General features: G+C 62.3%; 21 protein-coding genes. 16 read left to right on the plus strand and 5 right to left on the minus strand.

The window, feature by feature from the left end; genetic code table 11:
- Window positions 1-329 precede the first annotated feature (329 nt).
- The 3 genes from RAK07_RS01785 to RAK07_RS01795 all read left to right on the plus strand — a co-directional run bounded on the left by RAK07_RS01785 (window position 330) and on the right by RAK07_RS01795 (window position 4,654).
- Window positions 330-2,918, plus strand: coding sequence for an OmcA/MtrC family decaheme c-type cytochrome (locus tag RAK07_RS01785; protein ID WP_305731147.1), 2,589 nt, complete (start codon window positions 330-332; stop codon window positions 2,916-2,918).
- Window positions 2,919-3,177: 259 nt separating this feature from the next.
- Window positions 3,178-3,426 carry a YtxH domain-containing protein gene (locus tag RAK07_RS01790; RefSeq protein ID WP_305731148.1) on the plus strand — a complete coding sequence of 83 codons (249 nt, stop codon included), beginning with the start codon at window positions 3,178-3,180 and terminating at the stop codon, window positions 3,424-3,426.
- A 175-nt stretch (window positions 3,427-3,601) separates the two neighbouring features.
- On the plus strand, window positions 3,602-4,654 hold the full coding sequence (locus RAK07_RS01795) for an NAD(P)H-dependent flavin oxidoreductase (RefSeq protein ID WP_305731149.1): 1,053 nt from the start codon (window positions 3,602-3,604) through the stop codon (window positions 4,652-4,654).
- A gap of 13 nt (window positions 4,655-4,667) precedes the next feature.
- Here the strand turns inward: RAK07_RS01795 and mqnE are convergent, their stop codons facing one another.
- Window positions 4,668-5,744, minus strand: coding sequence for an aminofutalosine synthase MqnE (mqnE, locus tag RAK07_RS01800; protein ID WP_305731150.1), 1,077 nt, complete (start codon window positions 5,742-5,744; stop codon window positions 4,668-4,670).
- A 70-nt stretch (window positions 5,745-5,814) separates the two neighbouring features.
- Here mqnE and RAK07_RS01805 point away from each other — a divergent pair, with 70 nt between their 5' ends.
- The 7 genes from RAK07_RS01805 to RAK07_RS01835 all read left to right on the plus strand — a co-directional run bounded on the left by RAK07_RS01805 (window position 5,815) and on the right by RAK07_RS01835 (window position 12,873).
- Entirely contained in the window at window positions 5,815-6,213 is a 399-nt protein-coding gene (locus RAK07_RS01805) for a CoA-binding protein (RefSeq protein ID WP_305731151.1), read from the plus strand.
- A gap of 83 nt (window positions 6,214-6,296) precedes the next feature.
- Window positions 6,297-7,379, plus strand: a complete 1,083-nt coding sequence (locus tag RAK07_RS01810) for an MlaD family protein (protein ID WP_305731152.1) — start codon at window positions 6,297-6,299, stop codon at window positions 7,377-7,379.
- A gap of 14 nt (window positions 7,380-7,393) precedes the next feature.
- Complete coding sequence (locus tag RAK07_RS01815; protein ID WP_305731153.1) at window positions 7,394-8,890, plus strand: M16 family metallopeptidase; 1,497 nt, start codon at window positions 7,394-7,396, stop codon at window positions 8,888-8,890.
- A complete protein-coding gene (locus tag RAK07_RS01820; RefSeq protein ID WP_305731154.1) occupies window positions 8,887-10,296 on the plus strand; it encodes a M16 family metallopeptidase in 1,410 nt (469 codons plus the stop codon). Before RAK07_RS01815 ends, RAK07_RS01820 begins: the two co-directional genes overlap by 4 nt.
- Before the next feature lie 54 nt (window positions 10,297-10,350).
- Entirely contained in the window at window positions 10,351-10,635 is a 285-nt protein-coding gene (locus RAK07_RS01825) for a flagellar biosynthesis anti-sigma factor FlgM (RefSeq protein ID WP_305731155.1), read from the plus strand.
- A 159-nt stretch (window positions 10,636-10,794) separates the two neighbouring features.
- Window positions 10,795-11,730, plus strand: a complete 936-nt coding sequence (locus RAK07_RS01830) for a peptidylprolyl isomerase (protein WP_305731156.1) — start codon at window positions 10,795-10,797, stop codon at window positions 11,728-11,730.
- Between the two features lie 60 nt (window positions 11,731-11,790).
- Window positions 11,791-12,873, plus strand: coding sequence for a peptidylprolyl isomerase (locus RAK07_RS01835; RefSeq protein WP_305731157.1), 1,083 nt, complete (start codon window positions 11,791-11,793; stop codon window positions 12,871-12,873).
- A 99-nt stretch (window positions 12,874-12,972) separates the two neighbouring features.
- Here RAK07_RS01835 and RAK07_RS01840 read toward each other — a convergent pair whose 3' ends face one another.
- The 4 genes from RAK07_RS01840 to RAK07_RS01855 form a co-directional block, all read right to left on the minus strand.
- The gene (locus tag RAK07_RS01840) at window positions 12,973-13,722 is read right to left on the minus strand and encodes a response regulator (RefSeq protein ID WP_305731158.1); all 750 of its coding nucleotides are present in this window, start codon (window positions 13,720-13,722) and stop codon (window positions 12,973-12,975) included.
- 3 nt (window positions 13,723-13,725) lie between these two features.
- The gene (locus RAK07_RS01845; RefSeq protein WP_305731159.1) at window positions 13,726-14,463 is read right to left on the minus strand and encodes a tetratricopeptide repeat protein; all 738 of its coding nucleotides are present in this window, start codon (window positions 14,461-14,463) and stop codon (window positions 13,726-13,728) included.
- 36 nt (window positions 14,464-14,499) lie between these two features.
- Window positions 14,500-15,942 carry a transglycosylase SLT domain-containing protein gene (locus tag RAK07_RS01850; RefSeq protein WP_309550339.1) on the minus strand — a complete coding sequence of 481 codons (1,443 nt, stop codon included), beginning with the start codon at window positions 15,940-15,942 and terminating at the stop codon, window positions 14,500-14,502.
- A gap of 125 nt (window positions 15,943-16,067) precedes the next feature.
- A complete protein-coding gene (locus tag RAK07_RS01855) occupies window positions 16,068-16,889 on the minus strand; it encodes an RMD1 family protein (protein WP_305731160.1) in 822 nt (273 codons plus the stop codon).
- Between the two features lie 233 nt (window positions 16,890-17,122).
- Here RAK07_RS01855 and RAK07_RS01860 point away from each other — a divergent pair, with 233 nt between their 5' ends.
- From RAK07_RS01860 to rlmN, 6 genes are all read left to right on the plus strand, one after another.
- Window positions 17,123-18,268, plus strand: a complete 1,146-nt coding sequence (locus RAK07_RS01860) for an efflux RND transporter periplasmic adaptor subunit (protein WP_305731161.1) — start codon at window positions 17,123-17,125, stop codon at window positions 18,266-18,268.
- Complete coding sequence (locus tag RAK07_RS01865; RefSeq protein WP_305731162.1) at window positions 18,265-21,363, plus strand: efflux RND transporter permease subunit; 3,099 nt, start codon at window positions 18,265-18,267, stop codon at window positions 21,361-21,363. The genes RAK07_RS01860 and RAK07_RS01865 overlap by 4 nt, the downstream gene beginning before the upstream one ends.
- Window positions 21,356-23,101 carry an aminodeoxychorismate synthase component I gene (pabB, locus tag RAK07_RS01870; protein ID WP_305731163.1) on the plus strand — a complete coding sequence of 582 codons (1,746 nt, stop codon included), beginning with the start codon at window positions 21,356-21,358 and terminating at the stop codon, window positions 23,099-23,101. The genes RAK07_RS01865 and pabB overlap by 8 nt, the downstream gene beginning before the upstream one ends.
- Window positions 23,102-23,150: 49 nt before the next feature.
- Window positions 23,151-24,596 carry a TolC family protein gene (locus RAK07_RS01875; RefSeq protein ID WP_305731164.1) on the plus strand — a complete coding sequence of 482 codons (1,446 nt, stop codon included), beginning with the start codon at window positions 23,151-23,153 and terminating at the stop codon, window positions 24,594-24,596.
- Window positions 24,597-24,665: 69 nt separating this feature from the next.
- Window positions 24,666-25,082 carry a nucleoside-diphosphate kinase gene (gene ndk, locus RAK07_RS01880; RefSeq protein WP_305731165.1) on the plus strand — a complete coding sequence of 139 codons (417 nt, stop codon included), beginning with the start codon at window positions 24,666-24,668 and terminating at the stop codon, window positions 25,080-25,082.
- A 47-nt stretch (window positions 25,083-25,129) separates the two neighbouring features.
- Entirely contained in the window at window positions 25,130-26,176 is a 1,047-nt protein-coding gene (rlmN, locus tag RAK07_RS01885; RefSeq protein ID WP_374215753.1) for a dual-specificity RNA methyltransferase RlmN, read from the plus strand.
- Window positions 26,177-26,197 lie beyond the last annotated feature (21 nt).

The raw sequence follows: 26,197 nt of genomic DNA on the forward strand, positions 1-26,197 counted from the left end.
AAGATGGGTGCTGTAAACCCCTCCCCGTTCCGGTGTTGTACGAAGCTGGCTGCCCATAGCCTCCGGCAGGTTGTCATGACGGCGGGGAGCACTAATTACTCAGGGGGCGATGTTTGCCCCTGTCTATTCTGGCTTGGAAGAAGCTAGATACCAACGAAAGGAGGATGCGCGAAAACGACAGTCTGCAGTGGTGTGCGGATACGGCTGCTTTCCGCGCATGGCGGCAGACAAAGATCCTGGCGGCGAGGAGCGATTCGCGAGCCGGGATGGGTAGCAGAGTGCAGTACGCTGGGACACACCTGAATATCAAGAAAAAGGAGAAACACCGTATGCAAATTCGCTGGAAGATGATGGGTCTTATGGTTGCTGCCAGTGCCATGTTTATGCTAGGTGGCTGCGGCGGCAAGGACGGTAAGGACGGCAGGGATGGCAAGGACGCCGCTTCGGCGGTCACGGTAGCCGCCCTGGCTCCGGAGCAATGGTCTGACCTTTCGCTTAAAGCCGAAGTTCTCAGTGTTGCCATCAACAGCCCGCCAGTGGTCAAGTTCAAGGTGAGCGACGGCGCCGGCAACCCGGTGGTGGGGCTGGCACAGTCCTCGAAGTCGACCACGAACAAGCTTGCCACCTATCCCAACGTATCCTTCTCGCTGGCCAAGCTGGTGCCCGCTACCAACGGCTCTCCCAGCAAGTGGGTCAACTACATCGTGACCGCTGTTTCCAACACCACCGGCGAAGTGACCGGCGGTCAGCGTCCCAGTACTGAAAACATCGGTAGCCTGGTTGACCATGGTGACGGTACCTATACCTATACCTTCTACCGCGACATCACCAAGGTGAAGGAACAGGTGGCGGCATTCACCGATTCCGGTAACAATCGTAAGGCTGACCTCGGCGACCTGACCTACGATCCGACCCTGACCCACCGTCTGGCGATCCAGATTTCAGGTGCGGCCCGCGGCACCGGCAGCAACACCGCTGACGGCAGCAACAGTGGCGTGACAGCAGTCAACCTGAAAGATCCGCTGAACTTGATCTATGACTTTATTCCGGCAACCGGTAAGGCGATTACCAGCGCAAATACCCAGCGTGACATCGTCAGTACCGCGAGCTGCAATGAGTGCCATAGCAAGTTGAATGCCCTCGGTTTCCACGGCGGCAGCCGCAATGAAGCCCGCTTCTGCGTGGTCTGTCATACCGACCAGCGCAAGTTCGGTCGGGCCGCTTCCACCTCGACGGGCAACGCCTTCACCGGTACTACTTATGTCGCCGACGGAGAAGTGCAGGGTGATTTCCCGGTCTTCATCCACAAGCTGCACCTGGGTGAGCACCTGGGCAAAACCGGCTACGACTATGCCGGTGTCGCCTACAACCATATCACCTATCCCCAGCCGATCACCAACTGCGTGAAATGCCACAGCAAGGCACCCCAAGCTGCCAACTGGAGTTCTGTGCCCAGCCGTCTGGCCTGCGGCTCCTGCCACGACGGCGTCAACTGGTCCACCGGCGCCGGCCATATCGGCGGCTCCGCTACCAACGATGCCAACTGCGCTCTCTGTCACAAGTCTGCCGATATCACCAGGTATCACGTAACGATTGATCGCTCTACCTCCGGTACCACCGACTACGCTTCGCAGCTTGCCTTGCCGGCAGGTGCCAAGAAAATCGAGTACCAGATCAAGGACGTGAAGGTTGTTACTCCGGCTGGTGATACCAAGCGGCGTGCACAGATTACGTTCCGTATCCTGATGGATGGTGCGCCGGTTACCTTTAAAGCATATACTGCAGGAGCAACCCAGCTGCTGGATAATTTTACCGGTGGCCCCACGCTGTATGCGGCCATTGCCGTACCCCGCGAAGGCATCGCCTCTCCGGCGGACTTCAATACATCCATTAGCGCCAGCTTGGTCAATATCTGGAACGGAACTCAGGGTACTCTGGGAGCCCGTGACGCCGATGGTTACTACACTGCAACCATTGGTCTTCCGGCCGACCTGACGGCCCGTTATATTCCCAACGATGCCGTCATGGTTTCCGGTGTCGTCGGCATGGGGGCCTTTGCCCAGACCAACGTAGCCGGCTTCACTGCCAAAACCTTCAACATTCCGGCCACCGCGGTCTGGAAGGAAGCTACCGGCACCAACGGTAACGGAGTTACGCTGAAGGCCCGTCGTAAAATCGTCGATGCAGCAAAGTGCAATAACTGCCACGGCCAACTGGGTATTGGTCCCACCTTCCACAGCGGCGTCCGGAACGGCGGCGACATGTGCGCCCTCTGCCACACTCCCGACTACTCAACGGGTCATGTCAGTGCAACGCAACTGGGCGGCGGCTGGTCGGTCAGCGCCAAGGACCTGATGCACGGCATTCATGCTGGGGCCAAGCGTGTCGTACCCTTCACCTATGACAGCGGTTATGACTTCAGCCACGTTACCTATCCGGGCGTGCTGAAGAACTGCGAACAGTGCCACCTGCCCGGCACCTACGATTTCCGCAATGCCGCCAATGCGGACGCAGTAAATTCCAACAGCCTGCTGTGGAACAATGCGGCGCACGGCATCATTCGTTCTGATGCTATCTGGAAATCCCAATGGGTGGCGGCTGGTAACTACGGTAGCCGTCCGTCCTACAGCTATACTACGAACACCTGGACGTACACCACGGGCGTCCCGGGTACCGCCGACCCCACTCCTGCAAACGGTGGTAACCTGGTTCACTCCCCCGTTGCCTCCGCCTGCTTTGGCTGCCATGACAGCGCGGCTGCTGTCAGCCACATGCGACTCAATGGTGGTTCGATTTATGAGAACCCCGCCAACGTGACTGTTGGCGGCCGGGGCACCGCTTTCACCAAGGTAGAGAGCTGCATGGCCTGCCACGGTGCCGGCAAGGCGTTTGACATCAAGGCGGTTCATGGCAAGTAAGCCGTCTTGTTAGTAGGGAAGGTACACCGGGATACGGGAAGCCGTATCCCGGTGGTCAGGTAACGACCCGGAGACAGACCGTCTCCGGGTCGCTTTCGTTGAGGTGGGGGGGAGTGCTGTACGCTCGATACTCGGTGGTCCCCTTCAGGCGTTATTGACTTTGCCTGCCGAATCGGACTATGGTTAACACCCGCTTGAGCAAGCGGTAGTGGTCGTTGAGTACGGAGCGGCATTCAAAGACGAGACAAAGGAGCTTCCCATGGCACGTTCACACGATAACGCCGTAACCACCGCAGTTCTTGCGCTCACCGCCGGCGCCCTGTTCGGCGCCGTTGCCGCCCTCCTGCTGGCCCCCGCCCCCGGCAGCGAGACCCGGAAGAGATTGTGCGGCTTCCAGGAAGATGCTGCCGAACGGGTGCGGCGCTACGCACGGGAGGCCCGTCTGCGGGCGTCCGGTGGCAGAAAGGGCGAAGACCTGCACTACGACGGCGGCGACGCCTGGATCTAGAATAGTTCCGCAGCAGTGCCCGCAAGCGGCCCGCCCGGTATCCGGTCGGGCCGCTTGCGGTTCGTCGTTCCTATTCAGCCTTCCTTTGCATCCCCGCTTTTACAAAACTATTACATCACCGTTGTGTCGGGCTTGCTATGCTGCTTCCATTACGTACTACGGAGGTCGTCAGGCAATGTTGCGCATCGGAAGATATGAGGTTCGCTATCCCCTGATTCAGGGCGGCATGGGAGTGCGCATTTCCGGAGGGAATCTTGCGGGACATGTGGCCAAGTGCGGCGGGGTCGGCCTGGTGGCTGCGGCGGGAATCGCCATGAACAGCAGCTTCTATAACGGCCGCAATTACTTCCAGGCTGAGACGGCGGCGTTCAAGGAGGAGTTGCGCAAGGCCTACGCAATCGCGCCGGATGGGGTCATCGGCGTGAACGTGATGGTGGCGCTCTCCGATTTCGAGGCCCTGGTCAAAGCTGCCATCGAGGGGGGGGCCAAGGTGATCGTCTGCGGTGCCGGCCTGCCGCTCTCGCTGCCGGAGCTGACCGCCCATGCGCCGGAAGTGGCGCTGGTGCCGATCGCCTCATCGGTGCGGGCGGCCCAGTTGATCGCCCGTACCTGGGAAAAGCGTTACCAGCGTCTGCCCGATGCCGTGGTCATCGAGGACCCGGACACCGCCGGTGGTCACTTGGGAGAGAAACTGGAAAATATCGGTACCGGCGAGTACGACCAGTACGCCACCATCCGGGCGGTGAAGCAGTTTTTCCGGGACGAGTATGCCGCCGAAATACCGGTGATCGCTGCCGGTGGCATATGGGACCGTGCCGACCTGGAGCGCGCCCTGTCCGAGGGGGCTGATGGCGTACAGATGGCTTCCCGCTTCGTGGTGACGGAGGAGTGCGATGCCGACCCGGCCTTCAAGCAGGCGTATCTGAACTGCAAGCAGGAGGATATCGGCCTGCTGATGTCGCCGGCCGGATTGCCGGGGCGGGCCATCGTGGCCAATACCACCGCCATCCGCCAGTATGATCTGGACCACCATACGCCCTGCCGGATGAACTGCCTGAAGAAATGCTCCTACAAGGAGAGTGGTGAACGCTTCTGCATCGTGACCGCCCTGGACCGGGCGCAACGGGGGGATGTGGAGAGCGGACTGGTGTTCTGTGGTACCAACGCCTGGAAGGCGGAGCGGATCGGTACGGTGCAGGAGGTTTTTGACGAGTTGTTCGGAGAATGAGCGGCGAGGGGCGTCAGCGGATCACCGGGTTGTAGAGGGTGTCCCGTTCCACCGGCTGCTTGCCGGCCATGCGGATCAGATGGCAGATCCGTTCCCTGCTCAGGCTCTGCGGCGACGACGCGCCGGCGTCGTGGCCGATCCGTTCCTCCACCACGGTGCCGTCCAGGTCGTCGACGCCGAAGGCGAGGGCCACCTGGGCGATCTTCTCACCCAGCATGATCCAGTAGGCCTTCAGGTGGGGGATGTTATCCAGGAACAGGCGGGCGATGGCCAGGGTCTTCAGGTCGTCCAAACCGGATGTCCCTCGGGTGTCCAGCTTGAGCGGCGAATTCTCCGGTTGCCAGGCCAAGGGGATGAAGACCTGGAAACCGCCGGTCTCGTCCTGCAGCTCCCGCAGCAGCTCCATATGCCGTACCCGATCGTCGTACGTCTCCAGATGGCCGTACAGCATGGAACAGTTGGTTTTCAATCCGGCCCGGTGGGCCAGACGATGAATCTCCAGCCAGCGGTGGCCGCTGATCTTTTCCGGGCAGATCCGTTGCCGTACCCCTTCCACCAGGATTTCCGCACCACCGGCCGGCATTGAGCCGAGCCCTGCCGCCATCAGGCGCTCCAGAACCGTTTCCGCCGACAGACCGCTGATGGTGGCAAACCAGTCAATCTCCACTGCCGTGAATGCCTTGATATGCAGCTGCGGTGCCGCCTGCCCGATCTCCCTGAGCAACTCCAGATAAAAATCGAAAGGAAGGTCGGGATGCAGCCCCCCCACCAGGTGTACCTCGGTGGCTCCCTGGTGCTGCGCTTCCCGTGCACGGCGCACCATCTCCTCGCGGGAAAGGGTGTAGGCGTCGGCGGCGCCGGCGGTGCGGGAAAAGGCGCAGAACGCGCAGCGGTTGACGCAAATATTGGTGGGGTTGATATGGCGATTGACGTTGAAGTACACCCTGGCGCCGTTGCGCCGGGCATTGGCCAGTGCGGCCAGCTCACCGATGGCCAGCAGGTCGCGGGATTCGTAAAGCAGCAGGGCGTCATCGCAACTGAGGCGTTCTCCGGCGTGCACTTTTTCACTGATTGTGGTAAATGATGTCATGTTGTCAGCATACGGCAAGAGCCGCGACGGTGCAATACGGTAGATGCACCGGCGGATACGGGGGGAAACCATGACACCTGAAATCGACCGGTTTTTTCAGGCAGAGGCGTTTGGTGTGGTAGGAGCATCCGAGGACCGCGGCAAGTTCGGTAATAAGGTGCTTCGCTGCTATCTGGAGAACCGCAAAACCGTGATTCCGGTCAACCCGAAGGCGGTCAGCATCGAGGGGATTCCCTGTGTGGCTTCGGTGGCGGAGCTGCCGGATACGGTCAAGAGTATTTCCGTGATCACCCCGCCGCCGGTGACCGAGCAGGTGGTGGAGGCGGCCATTGCCCGGGGGATCACCAGCGTCTGGATGCAGCCGGGGGCGGAGAGCCCGGCGGCGGTGGAGCGGTGTCGGGCGGCCGGGGTGAATGTCATTGCCGACCATAGCTGCATTCTGGTGGTACTGGGCTTCCGGGACCACTGACCCCCGCCGGATGCGGTGCATCCGGGCCGGCGGGAGGTCGCGCATGTTCCCGCTGCCATCTTTGTGTGAGGACTGGATAGACGATGCAACGGAGCAATCAAATCGGCTGGGCCCAGGTACGGGCCGGCGTCTTCATCATGGTAACGCTGCTGCTCATGGCTGGCGCGATCTTCCTAATGGGGCAGAAGACCAAGCTCTTCACCCCCACCAGCAGGCTGGTCGTCACCATGGACAACGTGGTGGGCCTGAAAGAAGGAGCGCCGGTCTGGCTGGCCGGCGTTGACGTGGGGGTGGTGCAGCAGGTCGGATTCAAGGACCCCCGTAACAGCAACGAAGTGCGGATCGAGATGGAGGTCGAGCGGGAGGCCCTGAAAAAGGTGGGGACCGACTCCCGGATTACCATCAAGACCCGCGGTTTGATGGGCGAAAAGTACGTGGATATCATGCCCTCCCAGCACTACCATGCCGTACCGGGCAACAATTTTCGCGGCCAGTCGGTGCATACCCTTGACGATGTGGCCCAGAAGGCCGGCGTCACCTTTGAAAAGTTGAACAGTATCGTAGACAGCGTCCAGTCCGGCAAGGGGACCCTGGGGCTTTTGGCCACCGATACCACCCTCTACGTCAATGCGGTGAAGTTGTCCGACGAACTGAAAATCCTGGCCGCCAACATCAACAACGGCCAGGGAACCCTGGGGAGGCTGGCCCGCAGCGGGGAACCGTATGACCGGCTGATGCAGATTCTGGCACGAGCCGACAAGACCCTTCAGGATATCCAGGCGTCCGACGGCAGCCTGAACCGGTTGATCTACGACAAGACCCTCTACACCAAGTTGGTCGCCCTGGCGGACAAGAGTAACCAGGCTGCGGACGACGTCCGGGAGCTGAACCGTAAGCTGACGTCCCGCGACAGCACGATCGGTATGTTGCTCAACGACCGCGAGCTGTATGACAGAAGCGTTTCCCTGCTGACCCGGGCCGACCGTTCCATGCAGGATCTCGAGGCGGTGTCGGCACGTATCAGAGCCGGCGAGGGGACCGCAGGCAAGCTGATTACCGAGAAGGAGTTGTACGATAAGCTGAACAGGACCGTGGATGCCCTGGAGGCCCTGGTGACCGACATCCGGAAAAATCCCGGTCGCTATGTGAAACTGTCACTGTTTTAGGAGGACGAGGAGTGATGATGTTCCGAAGTGTTCTGCTGGCGCTGGTACTGCTGCTGATGACGTTGCCGCTCCATGCGGCGAACCTGGAGGACAAGGTTGTCGAGCATACGTTCAAAAACGGTCTGAAACTGCTGATGGTGGAGCGGCACACCTCTCCCACCGTATCGGCCTGGATCCGCTTCAAGGTGGGCAGCGTGGACGAGCGCAGCGATGAGCGCGGTATCGCCCATCTGCTGGAGCATATGCTGTTCAAGGGGACTAAGACCCTGGGAACGAAGGACTACGCCGCCGAGGCGCCGCTTCTGGAACGGATTGAAGCCGCTGCCCAGAAACTGCTGGCGGAGCAGGCCAAGGGAGGCAGGGCCGATTCCAGCCTGGTGAAGCGCCTTGAACAGGAGGTGGCCGAGCTGGAGAAACAGGCGCAGCGTTTCGTGGTCAAGGATGAGTTTTTCGACCTCTACGCCCGTAACGGCGGCACCGGCTACAATGCCTTTACCTCTCGCGACGGCACTACCTACCTGATTTCGCTTCCCTCCAACAAGTTGGAACTGTGGGCAGCCATCGAGTCGGACCGGATGCGTAACCCGGTGCTGCGGGAGTTTTACACCGAACGGTCGGTGGTGATGGAAGAGCGTCGCCGTTCCTACGATGCCGAGCCGAGTGCCAAACTGTGGGAGAGCTTTGTTGCAGCCGCCTATCCGGCCCATCCCTACGGTCAACCCACCATCGGCTGGATGTCCGATATCCGCCAGCTTTCCCGCACCAAGGCGGAAGGGTTCCTGCGCCGCTTCTATGCTCCCAACAATGCGGTCATCGCCGTGGTGGGTGACATTAATCCCCGGCAGGTGATTGCGCTGGTGGAGCGCTATTTTGCTGATCTGACGCCGGGAACGCCGGTGCCGGACGTGGCGGCCCGGGAGGAGGAACCCCGTGGCGAGCGGCGGGTGGAGGTGCTGGGGGATGCGGAGCCGGAGGTGGTGATCGGCTTCCGCAAGACCGCCCTCGGTGAGCGCGACGACGAGGTGTTCGACGTCATTGCCGCCATCCTGGGGCAGGGGCGGACCTCCCGGCTGTATCGTGCACTGGTGCTTGAACGGCAGATCGCCACCAGCGTGACGGTTTTCGGTGCTCCCGGCAGCCGCTATCCCGGCCTGTTCGTGCTGCATGCCACCCCCCGTTCTCCCCATACGGCAGCTGAAGTGGAGCAGGCGCTGCTTGCGGAGCTGGAGCGCCTGAAGGCGGAACCGGTGACGTCCCGCGAGCTGCAGCGCATCCTGAACCGTCTGGAGTATGAGGAGGCGCGGCGCATGGGGACCAACGGCGGGCTGGCCCGCAACCTGACTGAATATGAAGCAGTGACCGGCTCCTGGCGTTTTCTGGCCGGATACCGGGCAAAGGTGGAAAAGGTGACCCCTGACGATATCAGGCGGGTCGCTGCCGCCTGGCTGACTCGGGAGAACCGGATCGTAGGGACGCTGGTGAAAAAAGAGCAGGGGGGTGAGGCGAAATGAGCCGTCTGTTGATCCGTGCCTTCATAGCTGTTCTGCTCTGTGTCAGCACTGTCTGGAGTGCAGAGACCGCCGACCCCCGGACCATGCGCTTTCCGGCTCTTGACTTCAGGATTCCCAAGGCCGAACGGGTTGTTTTGGATAACGGCATACCGGTCTTCCTGTTGCCGGACCGCGAACTGCCGATCGTGACGGTATCGGCCCTGATCCGAACCGGTTCGGTCTACGATCCTGTCGGCAAGAGCGGCCTTGCCTCCCTCACCGGCACACTGCTGCGCGGCGGCGGCGCCGGCGCTCTCGCCCCCGATGCCCTGGATGAGCACCTGGAGTTCATGGCCTCATCCGTGGAAAGCGCCTTCGGCAGTGACAGCGGAACCGTCGGCATGACCACGCTGACCCGCAATCTGGAGCCGACCCTGGCGATTTTTCGGGATGTACTGTTTACCCCGCGTTTCGACGAAAAGCGGCTGACCGTTGCCCGGCGGCAACTTCTCGAGGCGATTCGGCGGCAGAACGACGATCCCAAGGAGATGGCCGACCGTGAGCTGATGAAGATGATCTATGCCGGGCATCCCCTGGGTGTTGTGCCCACAGAGGCCTCGGTCGCAGCGATTACCAGGGAAGAGATCGTTGCTTTCCATCGCCGCCATGTGCGGCCCGATACCATGATCCTGGCAGTAAGCGGCGATTTTGAGCGGGAACGGCTCATCCCCCTCTTGAACCGACTGATCGGTTCGCAGCGTCCGGCGGACAAACAGGCACTGCCGCCTCTGCCGCCGGTCCCAGTCTCCTTCAAGCCGGAGTTGCTGCTACTGCCCAAGCAGGTGAACCAGTCGGTGATCCGCCTGGGGCACCTGGGGATCGACAAGAATGATCCGGACCTGTACGCCGTGCGGGTGCTGGATTTCATTCTCGGCGGCAGCTTCACCTCCCGGCTGATGATGGAGATCCGCACCAACCAGGGGCTGGCCTATAACGTGAGCAGCAGTTTCGAGGTGGGACGCCGGTTTATCGGCAGTTTCAGTGCCGAAACCGAAACCCGCGCCGATGCCACGGCCCGAACCATTGCGTTGATGACCGCCATCATCGACGGCATCCGCAAGGAGCCGGTGACGGACCAGGAGCTTACGCTGGCCAAGGAGTCGATCATCAACTCGTTCCTGTTTGGCTTCACCTCCTCCGCAAGTACCGTTGCCCAGCAGGCACGGCTCGAGTTTTACGGCTACGCGCCGGACTACCTGGAGCGCTACCGTGAGCGGATTTCCGCGGTTACCCGCGAGGATGTGCTGCGAGCGTCCCGCCGGCTGCTGCATCCCGATGCGTTCAAACTGGTGGTGGTCGGGAACGAGACGGCATTCGACCGTCCCCTCGCGGAGTTTGGCGCCGTCACCAGGGTACAACCGGACTGAGTCCTCAAGTTTTTTGAGCAACGTCCGATTATACTGCTAATGGAGGTGGACACCATGCGAATTGAATCAGGACCACAGTCAGCAGTTTCAGGCGTTTCCGCGACATCCCGTCCGGGGGCGACGGGGCGCACCCCGTCGGTCCAGGGAGGGCAGGCGGTACACAGCGCCTTCCAAGTCCAGTTGACCAACCTGGTGGAAGGTCTGTCGTCCGTACAGGCGTCGAGCGGTGTCGTTCGTCCCGATAAGGTTTCCGAGATCAGCACCAGGCTGGCCGAGGGAAACTACTCCATCAGCGGCTCGGAGGTCGCGGCCAAGCTGCTGCTGGCGCTGCAGGCCTGATTCGCTCCCCACCCTCTTGTATGAATACTCCAGAAGCCCTGCCGCCGGTTGGTGCGGCGGGGCTCTTTTTGTGTCAACAACCTTGCATAAGCAGCATGGTCCATGGTAATTTTGCCAAGTTTGCATCGCTATAATCATTCTGTTGGAAAAGGAGCATCCGTGAACACTCGAACTGTTGTGAATCTGGCCCTGATTGCACTGGCCGCCCTGTCCCTGACCGCCTGCCAGGGGCAGCAAGGCAGCAGCTCCACCCCTGCCACCTCCGGCAAGGACGCAAAGGTGTTGGCTTCCGTTAATGGTGTCAACATCACCAGTGAGGACTTCGATCGCGAAGTCAAGGCGCTGCCGGAATATATCCGTGGCATGACCGAAACCCCCCAGGGGCGCAAGGAGATGATCGAGACCCTGGTGATGCGTGAGCTGATCCTGCAGCAGGCTGCCAAGGACGGCGTCGACAAGAGCAAGGATGTCGAAGAGAAAATGGCGGAGCTGAAAAAGCGGATCATCGTGGACACCTACCTCAAGAAGCGGGTCGAGAGCGATGCGAAGATCAGCGATGAAGAACTGAAGAGCTTCTACGAGAAGAACCAGGACAAGTTCAAGACCGGTGAGCAGGTCCGCGCCAGCCATATCCTGGTGAAGAGCGAACAGGAGGCCAAGGATGTCCTGACCCAGCTGAAGGGCGGGGCAAAGTTTGAAGACGTTGCCAAAGCCAAGTCGGTCGACTCCTCCGCATCCAAGGGAGGGGACCTGGGCTGGTTCGGCAAGGGGAACATGGTGCCGGTGTTCGAAAAGACCGCCTTTGCTCTCAAGGAGGGTGAGGTTTCCGGTATTGTCAAGAGCGAGTTCGGCTTCCACATCATCAAGCTGACCGGCAAGCGGGCTGCCGGTGTCCGTTCCCTCGACGAGGCAAAGGAGCAGATCAAGGCCGCCCTGCTGCCCCAGAAGCAGCAGCAGGCGTTCATGCAGCTGAAGGAAACCCTGCGCAAGGGGGCCAAGATTGAACTGAAGGAGCAGGATCCCGCCGCTGGTCCGGAGGCTCCGGCACCCCATGGCGCCATGCCCGCCCAGCCCGCCCCTGCAGAAAAGAAGTAATCGCTTCCCTGCCGGGAGCAGCCCACGGCTGCTCCCGGTTTTTCACGAATGAGGTGTCCCGTGATACGCACGCAGTTTGTCACCGCTCTGCCGTTGCTGGCGGTGTTGCTTATTTTGAACGGCTGTGCCGGCGGACCCGAGCCTGTTGGCGAGGAAACGGCGCCACCGACCCAACCGGCCCTGCGGATGCCACTGGTGCCGACACCGCCGGCCCTTGCTCCCGGTGCGTCCCGCGTCAACGGCATTGCGGCGGTTGTCAACGATGAGATTATCACCTTCCGGGAAGTGCTGCGCGAGGCGGAGCCGTTGCTGCGTGAAGCTCGCAAGAAGGGGCCGCTGGATGACAAGGTGCGGCGCGAGCTGCGTGCGACGGTACTGGAACGTCTGATTGAAAAGCGTCTGACCGAACAGAAGGCTCGGGAGCTGGGGATCAAGATCGGTGACGACGAAGTGCGCCAAGCCATCGATGATGTCAAGCGCCAGAACAATAACATGACCCAGAGCCAGCTTGAGGCTGCTCTGCAGGCGCAGGGATTCAGCGTTACCCAGTACGAGGCGCAGGTCAGGGAGCAACTGGAGCGGTTACGCCTGATCAGCGTTGAGGTCAGGGCCAAGGTCCACGTGTCCGATCGCGAGGCGGAGGCCTATTACGAGGCCAACCGACAGAAGTACGCCGAGGAGGAGCGGTTCAGGGCGCGCCATATCTTTATCAAGGTCGATGAAAAAGCGCCGGAGACCGAGGTGCGTCAGGCCATGACCAAGGCGCTGAACCTGCTGCACGATGCCCGTAGCGGCAAGGATTTTGCGGAGTTGGCCCGCCAGTTCTCCGAAGATCCGGCCGCCAAAAAGGACGGCGGAGACCTGGGATATTTCAAGCGGGGTGACATGCTTGCCGACCTCGAGCAGGCACTGCTGCCGCTCAAGCCGGGGCAGGTGGGGGAGCTGGTGATTACGCCGTCGGGCCTCCATATCGTCAAGCTCGAGGAGCGTTCCAGCGTTGCCTTCAAACCCTTTGAGTCGGTCAAGGCGGAGATCGTGGAGCAGCTGTACCGCACCAAGCAGGAGGAGCGGTTTGCACAGTGGATGAAAGAGCTGCGCTCCCAGGCAAGCGTCGAGCTACGGGACGGCAACGGTATTCTGTAGCTGCCGAGCTTTACGATCAAACGTACGAAGCCCCCGTGGGATTTATTTCCCCGGGGGCTTCGTACGTTGTACCGCTGCCATGCCGCTACGGCTGTACCTTCATTTCGTCCGTTTCGGCAGGTAACGCAGAAACTCTTCCGCAGTCAGCTGCTTCTTCCTGATCAGGTGGGCCACCTCCCGGCTGATGGCCTGCTTTTCTCCCTCCTTCATCTCCTTCTTGAGCAGGATGAAGACCGGCATGTTGCGGCTGTAGGGAAAGAGACGGAATTTTTCGAGCAGTTCGAAGGCACACATGTCCGGCAGATGCAGGGAGCAGAAGGCAAGGAACTTGGGGTGCAGGGAAACCAACGCCAGGGCTTCCTTGGCGGTGTAGCCGTTCACCACGTCGTAGCCGACGGCCGTCAGGGTTTTCGCCAGTGATTCGTCGCCGGCACGGGTGACCAGCAGGGCCTGCAGATCCCAGGTTTCCACGTCGTCGGTCAGGCCAAGGGCGGTGAGACGGTCGCTCACATACTCGGGATCAATGGGGGCCACAAAGAAACCGGCAACCGGAAAGACGCCCCCCACCTTGCCGGTTTCGCTCAGAAAGACCGGCATGACCGGAATATTGCGGGTTTCAGGGCTCCCCTTGATCCTGAGCAACAGGCCCCAGCCGTCGGCGGAGTGGGGAGAAATATCCAGAACGATTCCCAGCGGACGTTCAGGTTCCGAGCGCAGCAGATCGTCGTACGTCCCGACGCAGGTGCGGTAGCCCGCCATGGTCAGGTACTCACGGACTATCGCTTCCCGCCCGCTGTCCGGGGATACTCCCATGATCCAGAGACATCGTTGTCGGGAAGCTTCGCCCATGGTTTACCCCCGCACTACCATCCGTTTTTTCATTCTGCCGCCCATGGCGGCCATCTGGTGTTTCTGGAGCTGTCCGACGCTTTCCAGGTGGAACTGGTACCAGGGATCGCCAAAACTGCGCATCTTTATCTTACCGCCGGTGGCTAGGTTTTCAAGGTTGTCCGTGATGTGGGGGTCGCCGGGCAGCTTTTTGAGGCCCCGCTCCAGCACTTCCTTTGCCTTGCTCCGGTCGCCGCACTCTTCGGCAAGGCAGTAAGCGTAGAGATTCCAGAGCAGTGACTCCTTGCCGTTCCACTGCACGGTCTTTTCGAAGGTTTTTTCCATCTTGTCGCGTTTCTGGCGTTTGAGGTAGCAGATTGCCAGCATGCTCATGGCGACCCAGTTCTTGAAGAACGCTTTTTCAAGATGCGGGAAGGCGTTGGAAAAATCGCGCTTGACGTAGTAAGCCATGCCGAGCTGGGAGTTGACTTGTTCGCTCAGGTAGATCTGCCAGGGGGCGAATCTGAGGACATCCTTCATCCCCCGGATCGCCTTTTCGAACCGCTGGCCCTGCAGGTCCTTCGCAGCCAGCTCAAGCGCCGCCATGACCTTTTTCATGATGATCCGGGATGCCACGACAAAGGCAACGGTGGAAATGACCAGAGCGATGAGCAGGGCCCACCACCAGACCAGCTTGAATGCCACAACGGAAATGAGCGCGATCACTGCGCCCAGGGCGGCGCAGAGCAGGATGGAGTACATGCAGAGAACCTCGTCTGTGTAGTGGTGGGAGAACTGCTATCCCTTTGGATTTTTGGGTGCTGCGCTGTTTCGGGCAACCACCAGGCGCTTTCCGGGCAGCAGAGCTGCCGTCTCGTGTTTCAGGTTGTTCCAGGCGGTGAGCAACGTGGTGGAAACCTTGAATTTCCTGGCAATGGTCCAGAGGGTGTCGCCCTTGCGTACCGTGTAGTAGCGGATATCGGGTGTCGCCTCTTCCCGTCGTCCCTCACGGGCAAAATTCACCGACTGGCGGGCCGGCACGACCAGGGTGCGGCCGGCCACCTTCTGCGTGCGGCCTAAGCCGTTCAGTTCCGCCAGCTCGCCTGCCGAGGTGCCGAACCGTCGTGCCACTGACGCCAGGGTGTCCTTGCGGCCGGCATGATAACGGCCGTAGAGCGTTTTTTCCGTGTACCACTGTTCCACCGGAATCCCGGCTATCGCGGTTTCGAATCGTTTGCCGGTCCCCTTGGGCACCCGCAGTTCAAAATCGGGGTAGTTGGGGGGCGTGCACCAGTGGCGCAGGGAGGGGTTCAGGTCCTTGATGGTCTGCACCGTCGTGCCGGTGAGGCGGGCGACCAGTTCCAGGTCGGTTCGGGCCTTGATCACGACCGTATCCGATTCGACCACCGGAATGGCAACAATTTCATTGAAACCGTACCTGGCGGGGTCTTTGGCAATGATGGCGGCCGCCAGCAGCTTGGGGACGTACTCCTTGGTCTCCCGCTTCAGGTATGACCCCTTGCTGAGTTCCCAGAAGTCCGTGGTGTCGTATTTGTCCATGGCCCGCATGATCTTGTTTTCGCCGGCATTGTAGCCGGCGGTGGCCAGGTGCCAGTCGCCGTTGAACATGCCGTAGAGATCCTTCAGGTACATGGCGGCGGCAGCGGTTGCCTTCACCGGGTCCCGGCGTTCGTCGACCCACTGGTCGATCCGTAGCGCGTAACGCCTGCCGGTGGCCGGCATGAACTGCCAGGGGCCCACCGCGCTGGCAACAGAACGGGCATGCAGTCTGAAGCCGCTCTCGATCATGGCCAGATAGACCAGCTCTTCCGGCAGCCCCTCCTTGCGCAGCACCTCCCGCATCATCGGCAGATAGCGGGTGGAGCGCTGCAGCCAGCCGGCAAAGGTGGCCCGTCCCTTTGTCTGGAACAGCGTGATGAACCGCTCCACCTTGTCGTTCAGGGCCAGGGGAAGGTCAGCCGCCGGCAGATCATCGTCCGGCAGGTGCAGGTCGGCGATGGGGTCGTTGTCCTGCCCCTTGTGCAGCTCTTCAAGGGTGAAAAGGTTGGACGGGGGAGCAGCTGCCGATGATCCCGTACCCTGCTGGATAGCGCTGCCGGCCGTAGACCCGGTCAGGGCCTGGGGCTGGATCAGTTCATGCAGCAGCGACTGCACCGGCTCACCGGCATGGGCCGGCATGGCGATGGCAAGCAGCAGCGTCAGCAGATGGAGAGGGCGCACGGGATTGACCTTTTGCGTTGGGGGATGACAACAGGGGGCATAGTATAGACGGAGCGGCCCATAATGTCAAACGAAGGCAACCATTTGATTTTTATGTTGCTTTTGAGGAGGTGGGTGACGGCGGTTCAGCGCGGCAGAAATTTTTCCAGGAGCGCCATGATGATCTCGAAAGCGATCAGGATGATGATGATCCATTCCAGGCGTGCGGCCCTGCGGGCGTGGGACAGGGAGGAGAAGACCTCGGTGACGTTCATCAGGGTTTCGGATTTGTGCTTGATCTCCTGGTAGCGCGGGGTCAGCTCGAACAGGTCGGCCATGGTCAGGTAGAGCCGGTCCGCCTCTTCGTTGTTCCAGGTTATGTCCGGCTTGTCCAGCACCATGATGTGGGAGATGGAGGTGTATTTGAAACCCAGCACCGCGGCTGCCAGCCGGGCCAGCCGGCGGTCCGGCAGCTCCAGCACCCCCTGCTCCAGCCGTCCGATCAGCCCGCCCACGTCGTCGAACACCGTGTCGATCCGTTCCTCGATCAGTTCCAGGGCCACCGACTTGGCAATGACAAAGCTGATGATCTCCGGCAGTTCCTCACGGAACAGCGGCGCCGTCATGCCGTCGTTGGTGATGGCGGTTTCAGCTCCGGCGACCACGCTCAGGCGGTAGTCGTCCCGGAAGGGGAGACGGGTCTGGTTTTTCAGGATCTCCACGTGTTGTTTCAGGCCGTCGAGAAAGCGGGCGATGATGTCGTCAGCGCAGTTGAGGAAGACCAGGCTGCCGAAATAGTAGAGGTAGACCCCCAGGGTATCGCCGGCTACCGAGGGGGTGAAGGTGACCGGGTGCAGCCGCATTGGCTCCTCCCAGCGGAAACGGCGCGGGATGGCCAGTCGGCCGGCCAGCCGGTTCAGATCCAGTTCGCCGTTGACGGCAAAGGCGATGAACGTGATATCAGTCATGGGGGGCTCCTGCTGTGCAGTGTACCACGGCACAGCTCCAGATCAATTGCATGCATCGGAGATAACGGCATCATGCCGCGCCCTAGGCAACGCCAGCTTGACAGCGCGGGAAATGTCTTGTATGTGCCGACCGGTAGGAAACCGCCAGCGGTGAACTTTCTTCCCCCGAACGGCAGGATATTGCCTGGACCGTTTCTGCCGGATGCCGGATCTGCTCTTCAAAGGACGTGCCCATGCTTACGTTGCCCCAGTGCCTGATCGCCACTCTGCTGCTTCCGCTCTTGCTGACCGGCTGCGCCGACAAAAAACGGACCGTGGACAAACCGCCGGTTGCCGTTGAGCTTGCCGTTGCCGCCACCGCAACGGTGCAGGACGGCATAGACGTTACCGGCACCCTGGAACCGAAATTCAGCGTCGATGTCAAGACCCAGGTGCCCGGCCTGATCCGGGAGGTCTACGTTACCCAGTGGGTGCGGGTAGCCAAGGGGCAGCCCCTGGCTCGTATCGATCTTGCCGAGACCGAGGCCCAAGCCAAGCGGGCCGAAGCAGCGGTGGCGGCAGCAAAGGCGCAAGCTGCCCAGGCCCAGGTGACCTTGACCCGGGCTGAACGGGAGGAAGCCCGGCAGTTGAAGCTGAAGGAGGCTGGTCTGGCCACCCAGCAGGCGGTGGACGACAGCCGCACCGAGACCGCTGCCGCCCGTGCCCGTCTGGCAGCTGCCCAGGCCCAGGTCGGGGTGTCTGAAGAGGAGGCTCGTCAGAGTCGTGCCCGCCTGGCCAAGGGGCTGGTCACGGCGCCGATGGACGGGGTGGTGGCGCTCAGGGAGGTGAATGTGGGGGACCTGGCCGGCGACGCGGCGGCCGGCAAGCCGATTTTTCGGATCGTGGACAATCGACTGCTCAACCTGACCGTCACCGTTTCGTCGGCCGACTCCGCGCGGGTCAAAACGGGGCAGCCACTGGAGTTCTCCGTTGATGCCCTGCCGGGGCAGACCTTCCGGGGCAGGGTGATGTTCATCAACCCGGAGCTGAGCAGCGTTGACCGGTCGCTGAAGGTGGTGGCCGAGGTGAAGAACCAACCGGAGCTGCTGAAGGGAGGGCTGTTTGCCAAGGGGCGGATCATTACCGGCAGCCGCGGCACTGTGGTGCAGGTACCCCGCTCCGTGCTGGGTGCCTGGGACAGCACCGCCCGAACGGCCGTGCTGTTTGTTGCGGAAAACGACACGGCCCGGCAGCGCACCGTGAAGACCGGCCTGGTCAGCGGCGATCTGGTAGAGATCGTGGAGGGGCTGAAGACCGGTGAACAGTACGTGGTCCGGGGCGGCTTCACCCTGCGCGACGGCGACCGGATTCTGGCGCAGACACCGGGGGCAGCCAGGTGATCCTCGCCGACCTCTCCATCAAACGTCCGATCTTCGCCACGGTGGTGATGCTGGCCCTGGTGGCCCTGGGGCTCTTTTCCTACCGCCGCCTGTCCGTGGAGATGTTTCCCAACGTGGAAATCCCGGTGATCTCCATTGTCACCAAATACCCCGGCGCTTCGCCGGAGACCGTGGAGCGGGAGGTCTCCAAGCGGATCGAGGAGGCGGTGAACCAGGTGGCCGGGGTGAAGCACGTGCTCTCCTATTCCCGGGAGTCGGTTTCCACCGTGGTGGTGGAGTTCCGGCTGGAGGAGCGGATCAACGAAGTCTCCCAGGAGGCCCGGGCCAAGATCAGTTCCATCCGGGGGCAGCTTCCCAAGGAGGTGGAGGAACCGATCATCCAGAAGCTGGATTTCAACGCCATGCCGGTGGCGGCGGTGGCGGTGCAGTCCTCCACCCTCTCCCAGCGGGACCTGACCACTCTGGTGGACAAGAAGATCCGGAAGCGGTTCGAGAGCGTGGCCGGGGTCGGCAAGGTGGACTTGGTGGGCGGAGCCAAGCGGGAGGTGAACGTTCGGGTCGATCCGGTGCGGCTGGAGGCGCTGGGACTGGGCATGAACGACCTGGTCGCCGGCCTGCAGAGCGAAAACGTCAACACCCCCCTGGGGCGGATCACCAGGGGGGGCACGGAATACCCGCTGCGGATCGAGGGGAAGCCGGACCGGGCCGAGGAGTACCGCCGGATGGCAATTGTCGGAACCAACGGCCGGCCGGTACGGCTGGGGGAGGTGGCCGAGGTCACCGACGGCGTGGAGGAACAGCGGAAACTGGCTCTGGTGGGCGGCCAGCCGGCCATCGGCCTGGATGTTTACAAGCAGTCCGGCGTCAATCAGGTGCAGGTGGTTGATAACGTCAAGACGGTGATAGCCGCCCTGCAGCGTGATCTGCCCCAGGGGGTGACGGTACAGCTCGTGCGGGATGCCTCCATCATGACCCGCCAATCCCTGGCCGATGTGGAGGAGACCCTGATCATCGGCGGCATCCTGACGGTGCTGATCGTGTTCCTGTTCATCAACTCCTGGCGCTCCACGGTGATCACCGGCGTGACCCTGCCGATCTCGGTCATCTCCTCCTTCATCGTCATGAACGCCATGGGCATGACCCTGAACGTCATGACCCTGATGGCGCTCTCCCTGGCCATCGGGCTTCTGATCGACGACGCCATCGTGGTGCGGGAGAACATCGTCCGCCACCTGGAGATGGGCAAGGATCATATGGAGGCCTCCCGGTTCGGCACCGCCGAGATCGGTCTGGCGGTCTTTGCCACCACCATGTCGATCCTGGCGGTGTTCGTGCCGGTGGCCTACATGCGGGGCATTGTCGGAAAATTCTTCTTCCCCTTCGGCATCACCGTCTCCTTTGCGGTGCTGGTGTCGCTGTTCGTCTCCTTTACCCTGGACCCGATGCTCTCCTCCCGCTGGCACGATCCCTCCATCCATATGCGAGGCAAACGGACCGGCATCGCCCGCTGGCTGGAGCGGTTCAACGACTGGTTCGACGCCGCCGCCGACCGCTACCGCACACTGATCGCCTGGGCCCTGGCCCATCGCCGCGCCGTGGTGGTCAGCGCCGGCATCGCTTTTGTCGTCGGCATCGGGGTGATGGGCACCCTGGAGTCCTCCTTCATGTCCACCGAGGACAAGAGCGAGTTCCAGGTCTCCTTCCAGACCGCCCCGGACGCGGGGATCAGGGAGACCGAAGGCCGGATGCGGCAGGTGTTGGCCCAGGTGAAGGATATTCCGGAGATCAGCCACACCTACGCCACCATCGGCGCCGGCGACAGCGGTACGGTGCGGGACGGGCTGCTCTATATCAAGCTGAAGGAAAAGGCGGAGCGGAAACGGGGACAGTTCGAGATTCAGCGCCAGGTGCGGGAGCGGCTGCGCACCGTGGCCGGCATCACCTTCTCCATCGAGGAGGTGGGCGGCGTCGGCTCCTCGGTAAAGCCGCTCAACGTCAATATCTACGGCGACGACACCGCCCTGCTCAAGACGTACGCGGCCCAGCTCAAGCAGGAGCTGTACCGGGTGCCCGGCATCGTGGACATTTCCGCCACCCTGGAGTACGACACCCCGGAGTACCGGTTGCGGGTTGACCGGGAGCGGGCACTGTCCGCCGGGGTGGACAGCGGTACCGTGGTCTCCACCCTGTCCCGCCTGGTGGGGGGGGAGGCGATCTCCACGTACGAGGATGAGGATGGCGATGCCGTTGACCTGCGGGTGCGGTTGCCGGAGAGCCTGCGCCAGTATCCGGCCCAGGTGCGCTCCCTAAAACTGGCGGTAGCGGACGGAAACGGGGGGAGCAAGCTGGTCCCGCTGGCCAGCGTGACCACCGAGCATACCGCCGCTTCTCCCACCGAGATCAACCGCCGCGACCTCTCCCGACTGGTGACGGTGTCGGCCAACCTGGACGGCATTCCCATCGGCACGGCAGTCAAGCAGGTGGAACTGGCGGCGAAAAAGGTCCCGATGGCGCCGGGGTACCGGATCGGCTTTGCCGGCGAGGCCGAGGATATGGCCGAGTCGTTCGCCTTCATGGGGGAATCGCTGATCCTGGCGGTGCTGTTCGTCTACCTGATTCTGGCGGCCCAGTTCGAATCGTTCTTCGAACCGCTGGCCATCATGTTCTCCCTGCCGCTCTCCATCGTCGGCATGGCCGGCATGCTGCGGATCACCAACGACACCATCAACATCATGTCCCTGATCGGCCTGATCATGCTGATGGGGCTGGTCACCAAGAACGCCATCCTGCTGGTGGACTACGCCAAGGTCCTGCGACGACGGGACGGCCTGCCCCGCACCGAGGCGGTGATCGAGGCGGGCCGGACCCGGTTGCGGCCCATCGTCATGACCACCCTGGCCATGATTTTCGGCATGCTGCCGCTCTTCCTGGGGATCGGTGCCGGTGGCGAAGGGCGCGCCCCCATGGCCCGGGCCGTGGTGGGGGGCTTGATCACCTCATCGCTTTTGACCCTGATCGTGGTGCCGGTGATGTACACCTATCTGGATGACTTCAGCACCTGGCTGAAGCGGAAGTGGCAAGGGGATCATGTCTGACGCCACCCCCACCGTACTGCTGGACTCCTGCGCCGAGGGTGCCTACGGCCGCTCCTGGCGCTTTTCCGGCCACCTGGGCACCCTGGCCGCCATGACGCCGCAGGAGGTGCCGGTGGTGCTGGCCCAGGCCGAGGCTGCCGCGCAGCAGGGGCGGTTCGCCGTCGGTTTCGTGGCCTACGAGGCGGCCCAGGCCCTGAATCCCCATCTCCCGTCCCTGCCACGGACAGGGCTGCCACTGGCCTGGTTTGCCCTGTTCCGGGAGCGGCAGGCCGTATCCAGCGGGGAAGGGCTGCCGGAGCCCGGCGGCGCACTGCCGGTACTTGCTCCCCTCCTCAACCAGGAAGAACATGCGGCTGCGGTGCAACGGATTCATGAGGCCATAGCCAGCGGTGAGAGCTACCAGATCAATTATACCTTCCCGTTGCAGGGCTGTTTTGACGATGACCCGCTGCAGTTGTACCGGCAGCTTTTGCAGAGCCAGCGTCCGGCCTTCGGCGCCTTTATCCACACCGGCAGCCACACCATCATCTCCGCCTCGCCGGAGCTGTTCTTTGAGCTGAAGGATGGCGTCGTCGTCACCCGGCCGATGAAGGGGACCGCCGTCCGGGGGCGCCATCCGGCGGAAGACCGGCTGCTGGCCCGCGATCTGTGCCGTTCCGCCAAGGAGCGGGCCGAGAATCTCATGATCGTGGACCTGCTGCGCAACGACCTGGGGCAGGTGGCCCGTACCGGCACGGTGCGGACCGAACTGCTCTTTGCCTGCGAGTCCTATCCCACGGTGCACCAGATGACCTCCACCATCTCGGCGCGGCTCAAGCCCGGCACCGGGGTGGTGGAGCTGTTCCGGGCCCTGTTCCCCTGCGGTTCCGTCACCGGTGCGCCCAAACGGCGCAGCATGGAGCTGATCGCCGGCCTGGAGCGGCACCCCCGGGGAGTCTACTGCGGCGCCATCGGCTGTCTGGCTCCGGGGGGCGAAGCGGTCTTCTCCGTGGCGATCCGCACCCTGTTGCTGGACCGGGAGCAGGGTACCATCAGCATGGGGGTGGGCAGCGGCGTTACCTGGGAATCGGACCCGGCCGCCGAGTATGCGGAATGCCTGGGCAAGGCGGCGTTCCTGCGGCAGGCTCCGCCGCCGCGGCTGCTGGAGTCGCTGCTTTTGGACAACGGCAGGTATCCGCTGCTCGACCGGCATCTGGACCGGCTCTGCTGGGCCGCCTCCCGCCTGGGACACCGTTGCGACCGGCAGGCCGTGGCGGCAGAGCTGCTGCGGCATGGCGCGGGAACGACCGGCCGCCACAAGGTACGCCTGCTGCTTGACATAAACGGCGACATCACCATCGAATCAGCGCCCCTGGTGCCGCTGCCCCAGCCGTTGCGCCTGACCCTGGCCGCCGAAGCGGTCGATCCGGACGATCCGTGGCTCTACCTGAAGACCGAGCGACGGGAGCGGTATGCAGTCGCCCGTCGCGAACATCCGGCGGCCGACGAGGTGTTGCTGTGCAACAGCCGGGGGGAGTTGACCGAAGGGACCTTCACCAACCTGGTGCTGAAGCTGGACAACCGGCTGGTGACGCCGCCGCTGGCAAGCGGCCTGCTTCCCGGCGTGATGCGGGAGGAGTTGCTGCAGCAGGGAGTCATTGTTGAACAGGTTCTCTATCCGGCAGACCTTGAAAAAGCCGAGGAAATCTGGCTGCTAAACGGCGTGCGCGGCTGGCTGCGGGGAGAGCTGGCCAGTTGAAAGGCATTTTGCCGCAGGGGGCGCAGAGGAGAACCACGAGGTGAAACAGATGATTTTGAAAGCAATGGATCTCATGATGGCAGATTATTACGGGGAGCCACCGGCTACCTTTACGGTTGCGCGTAACAAGCGTTTTTCCTCTGTGTGCCTCCGCGCCCTCTGCGCTGCGCTGATTCTGCTTGGTTGCAGTTTTGTCACACCCCAGGCCCTTGCCGCTCCGCAGGTGCTGACGCTTGACGATTGCCTGCGCATCGCGGCTGAAAAGAACCGTGACATCCAGAAGGCCCGTGAATACGCCGCCTATGTGCAGGGCCGCTACGTTGAAGAGCGGGCCGCGGCCCTGCCGCAGCTCGCCCTGAACGGCGGCTTCGGCTATGCCCGGGATGAAAGCAGCCGCCAGATGTACGGCGGCAAGGCCCCGCTTCAGTCAAGCCGCAGCGTTGACCTGACCCTTGGCCAGCCGCTCTTTACCTGGGGGAAGATCGGTGCCGCCATCCGGGCTGCCGAGGTGGGGCTCAAAACCGCCGACGAACAGTTGCGGCTGTACCGGCAGGGGGCCCTGCGCGACGTTTCCGTTGCCTTCTACGACCTGCTGCTGGCCAGGGAGCTGCACCGCCTGGCAGAGGAGAATCTGGCACAGAAGAAGCGCCATCAGGAGGAGGCCCGCCGCAAGTTCGCCACCGGTGTGGCCACCGACTATGACGTGCTGGCTGCCGACGTTGAGGTGGAAAATGCCGCTCCCGACCTGATCCGCGCCGCCAACACCGTCAGGACCGGCCTGGACCGCCTCCGTTTCCTTCTGGCACTGGATGAGGAAGATGTTGACGTAGCCGGCTCACTGGCTGCGGAACCTGTTTCGGCTCCGGCGTTTGAGGAGGCCCGTGCGCAGGCGCTGGAAAAGCGGCCGGAACTGGGGGATCAGCGGCTTCGGATAGGAATCTACGGTGAACTGGTCACCATCGCCGAAGCGGAAAACAAACCCCGCCTCGACCTGAAGGGTGCCGCCGGATGGCACCAGCAGGAACTGCGGGATATGACCCCGTCCGGCCGTTCCGAAGGCTTGGCCTGGAGCGCCGGCGTCTATCTTTCCTTCCCGTTCTTTGACGGCCTGAAGAGCAGCGGCAGAACGGCGCAGGCCAGAAGCGACCTGCGCACGAAACAGATCGAGGAACTGAAGCTGCGGGACAGCATCGCCCTGGACGTGCGCACGGCCCGCAACGCCCTGGTCGAGGCCGCCGACGTCATGCAGGCGGTGAAAAGCACGGTACGCCAGGCGCAGCGGCTCTTGCAGATGGCGGAAAAGGGATTTGAATACGGCGTCAAGACCCGCCTTGAGGTGGACGATGCCCAGACCAGCCTGTTGCGGGCCCAGACCAACCTGGCCCGGGCCTCGCGGGATTACCACGCAGCCCGCACCAACCTGCAGTGGAGCATGGGGGTGCTGGGGGAGGAGGCGGTTCAGGGGGTGTCCGTTGCAATATCCCAAAAACCTTGACCTTTTCCTGTGGTGCGTGCTAAAAATACCGATTCGAATTATTGCCATTTCCCACGAAGGAGACACACCATGGAACGTACCTTTGCCATTATCAAGCCCGATGCCGTCGAGCGCGGTCTGACCGGAAAGATTCTGGACCGGATCGAAGAGAAAGGGTTCAAGATCGTCGGCATGAAGAAGATCCACCTGACCCGCAGCCAGGCCGAAGGGTTCTACTATGTCCACAAGGAGCGGCCGTTCTTTAACGATCTCTGCAGCTTCATGTCCCGTTCGCCGGTGGTGGTGCTCTGCCTGGAGAAGGAAAACGCCATCGCCGACTGGCGCACCCTGATGGGGGCCACCAACCCGGCCAACGCCGAGCCGGGCACCATCCGCAAGGATTTCGCCAAAAACATCGAAGAGAACTCCAGCCACGGTTCCGATGCTCCGGAAACCGCCGCCTTTGAAATCCCCTACTTCTTCAACAGCTTCGAGCTGGTGGGGTAGTAGCTGCTGAAACGGCCCCCGCTCCGGGGGCCGTTTTGCGTTTACACATGATGGAAAAGACTGATCTGAAAAATCTTTCCCTGCCGATGCTGGAGCAGTTCCTCCAGGGGCAGGGGAAGGAGCGCTACCGCGCCACCCAATTGTTCAAATGGCTCTACCAGCAGGATGCCCGCACCTTCGGGGAGATGACCAACATCTCCAAGACGCTGCGCGCCGAGCTGGAGCGGACCGCCGTTATCAGCAATCTGGAGGTCGAGGCCGTGGAGGTGGGGGGGGACGGTACCCGCAAGTACCTGTTCCGCCTTGACGACGGCAATGCCGTAGAGAGTGTGCTGATCCCGGACGAGGACCACAACACGCTCTGCATCTCCAGCCAGGCCGGCTGTGCCATGGCCTGCGCCTTTTGCCTCACCGGCACCTTCCGGCTGACCCGCAACCTGACCACCGCCGAGATCGTCAACCAGATCATGGCGGTGCGGCGGGACGCCGAGGTGCGCAACATCGTGCTGATGGGGATGGGGGAGCCGCTGCACAACCTGGACAACGTGATCCCGGCGCTGCAGATCATGCTGGACGGCAACGGCCTGCAGATTTCCAACCGTCGCCTGACTGTCTCCACCTGCGGGCTGGTGCCGGAGATCGAGCGGCTGGGCCGGGAGGTGACGGTGAACCTGGCGGTGTCGCTCAACGCCACCACCGACGAGCTGCGGGACCGGATCATGCCGGTGAACAAGCGGTATCCCATTGCCGTGTTGCTGGCGGCCCTGAAGCGGTTTCCGCTGCCGGGCAAGCGCAAGATCACCATCGAGTACGTGCTGCTCGGGGGCTTGAACGATACGCCGGAGGATGCCAGACGGCTGGTGCGGCTGTTGTCGGACATCCCCTGCAAGATCAACCTGATTCCATTCAACCCCCACGAAGGGGCCGATTTCAAGCCACCCACCAGGGCGGCCATCGACTCCTTCCACAAGTACCTGCTGGACCGCAACTTTACCGTGATTACCCGCAGCAGCCGGGGGGACGACATCTCCGCGGCCTGCGGTCAGTTGAAGGGACGGCTGGAACCGCGTCCGGTCGTGACTATCGGCAGCTAGACATTCTCACCCCAGGGGAGC

Source organism: Trichlorobacter ammonificans (assembly GCF_933509905.1).
In the GTDB taxonomy this organism is placed as follows: Bacteria; Desulfobacterota; Desulfuromonadia; order Geobacterales; family Pseudopelobacteraceae; genus Trichlorobacter; species Trichlorobacter ammonificans.

Excerpts from the sequence above, each read along its gene's own strand:
- ndk (WP_305731165.1), top strand. The coding sequence starts at position 24,666 with ATGGAACGTACCTTTGCCATTATCAAGCCCGATGCCGTCGAGCGCGGT.
- RAK07_RS01810 (WP_305731152.1), top strand. The coding sequence starts at position 6,297 with ATGCAACGGAGCAATCAAATCGGCTGGGCCCAGGTACGGGCCGGCGTC.
- RAK07_RS01860 (WP_305731161.1), top strand. The coding sequence starts at position 17,123 with ATGCTTACGTTGCCCCAGTGCCTGATCGCCACTCTGCTGCTTCCGCTC.
- pabB (WP_305731163.1), top strand. The coding sequence starts at position 21,356 with ATGTCTGACGCCACCCCCACCGTACTGCTGGACTCCTGCGCCGAGGGT.
- RAK07_RS01795 (WP_305731149.1), top strand. The coding sequence starts at position 3,602 with ATGTTGCGCATCGGAAGATATGAGGTTCGCTATCCCCTGATTCAGGGC.
- RAK07_RS01845 (WP_305731159.1), bottom strand. The coding sequence starts at position 14,463 with ATGTACTCCATCCTGCTCTGCGCCGCCCTGGGCGCAGTGATCGCGCTC.
- RAK07_RS01785 (WP_305731147.1), top strand. The coding sequence starts at position 330 with ATGCAAATTCGCTGGAAGATGATGGGTCTTATGGTTGCTGCCAGTGCC.
- RAK07_RS01790 (WP_305731148.1), top strand. The coding sequence starts at position 3,178 with ATGGCACGTTCACACGATAACGCCGTAACCACCGCAGTTCTTGCGCTC.
- RAK07_RS01815 (WP_305731153.1), top strand. The coding sequence starts at position 7,394 with ATGATGTTCCGAAGTGTTCTGCTGGCGCTGGTACTGCTGCTGATGACG.
- rlmN (WP_374215753.1), top strand. The coding sequence starts at position 25,130 with ATGATGGAAAAGACTGATCTGAAAAATCTTTCCCTGCCGATGCTGGAG.
- RAK07_RS01825 (WP_305731155.1), top strand. The coding sequence starts at position 10,351 with ATGCGAATTGAATCAGGACCACAGTCAGCAGTTTCAGGCGTTTCCGCG.
- mqnE (WP_305731150.1), bottom strand. The coding sequence starts at position 5,744 with ATGACATCATTTACCACAATCAGTGAAAAAGTGCACGCCGGAGAACGC.
- RAK07_RS01805 (WP_305731151.1), top strand. The coding sequence starts at position 5,815 with ATGACACCTGAAATCGACCGGTTTTTTCAGGCAGAGGCGTTTGGTGTG.
- RAK07_RS01875 (WP_305731164.1), top strand. The coding sequence starts at position 23,151 with ATGATTTTGAAAGCAATGGATCTCATGATGGCAGATTATTACGGGGAG.
- RAK07_RS01820 (WP_305731154.1), top strand. The coding sequence starts at position 8,887 with ATGAGCCGTCTGTTGATCCGTGCCTTCATAGCTGTTCTGCTCTGTGTC.
- RAK07_RS01855 (WP_305731160.1), bottom strand. The coding sequence starts at position 16,889 with ATGACTGATATCACGTTCATCGCCTTTGCCGTCAACGGCGAACTGGAT.
- RAK07_RS01840 (WP_305731158.1), bottom strand. The coding sequence starts at position 13,722 with ATGGGCGAAGCTTCCCGACAACGATGTCTCTGGATCATGGGAGTATCC.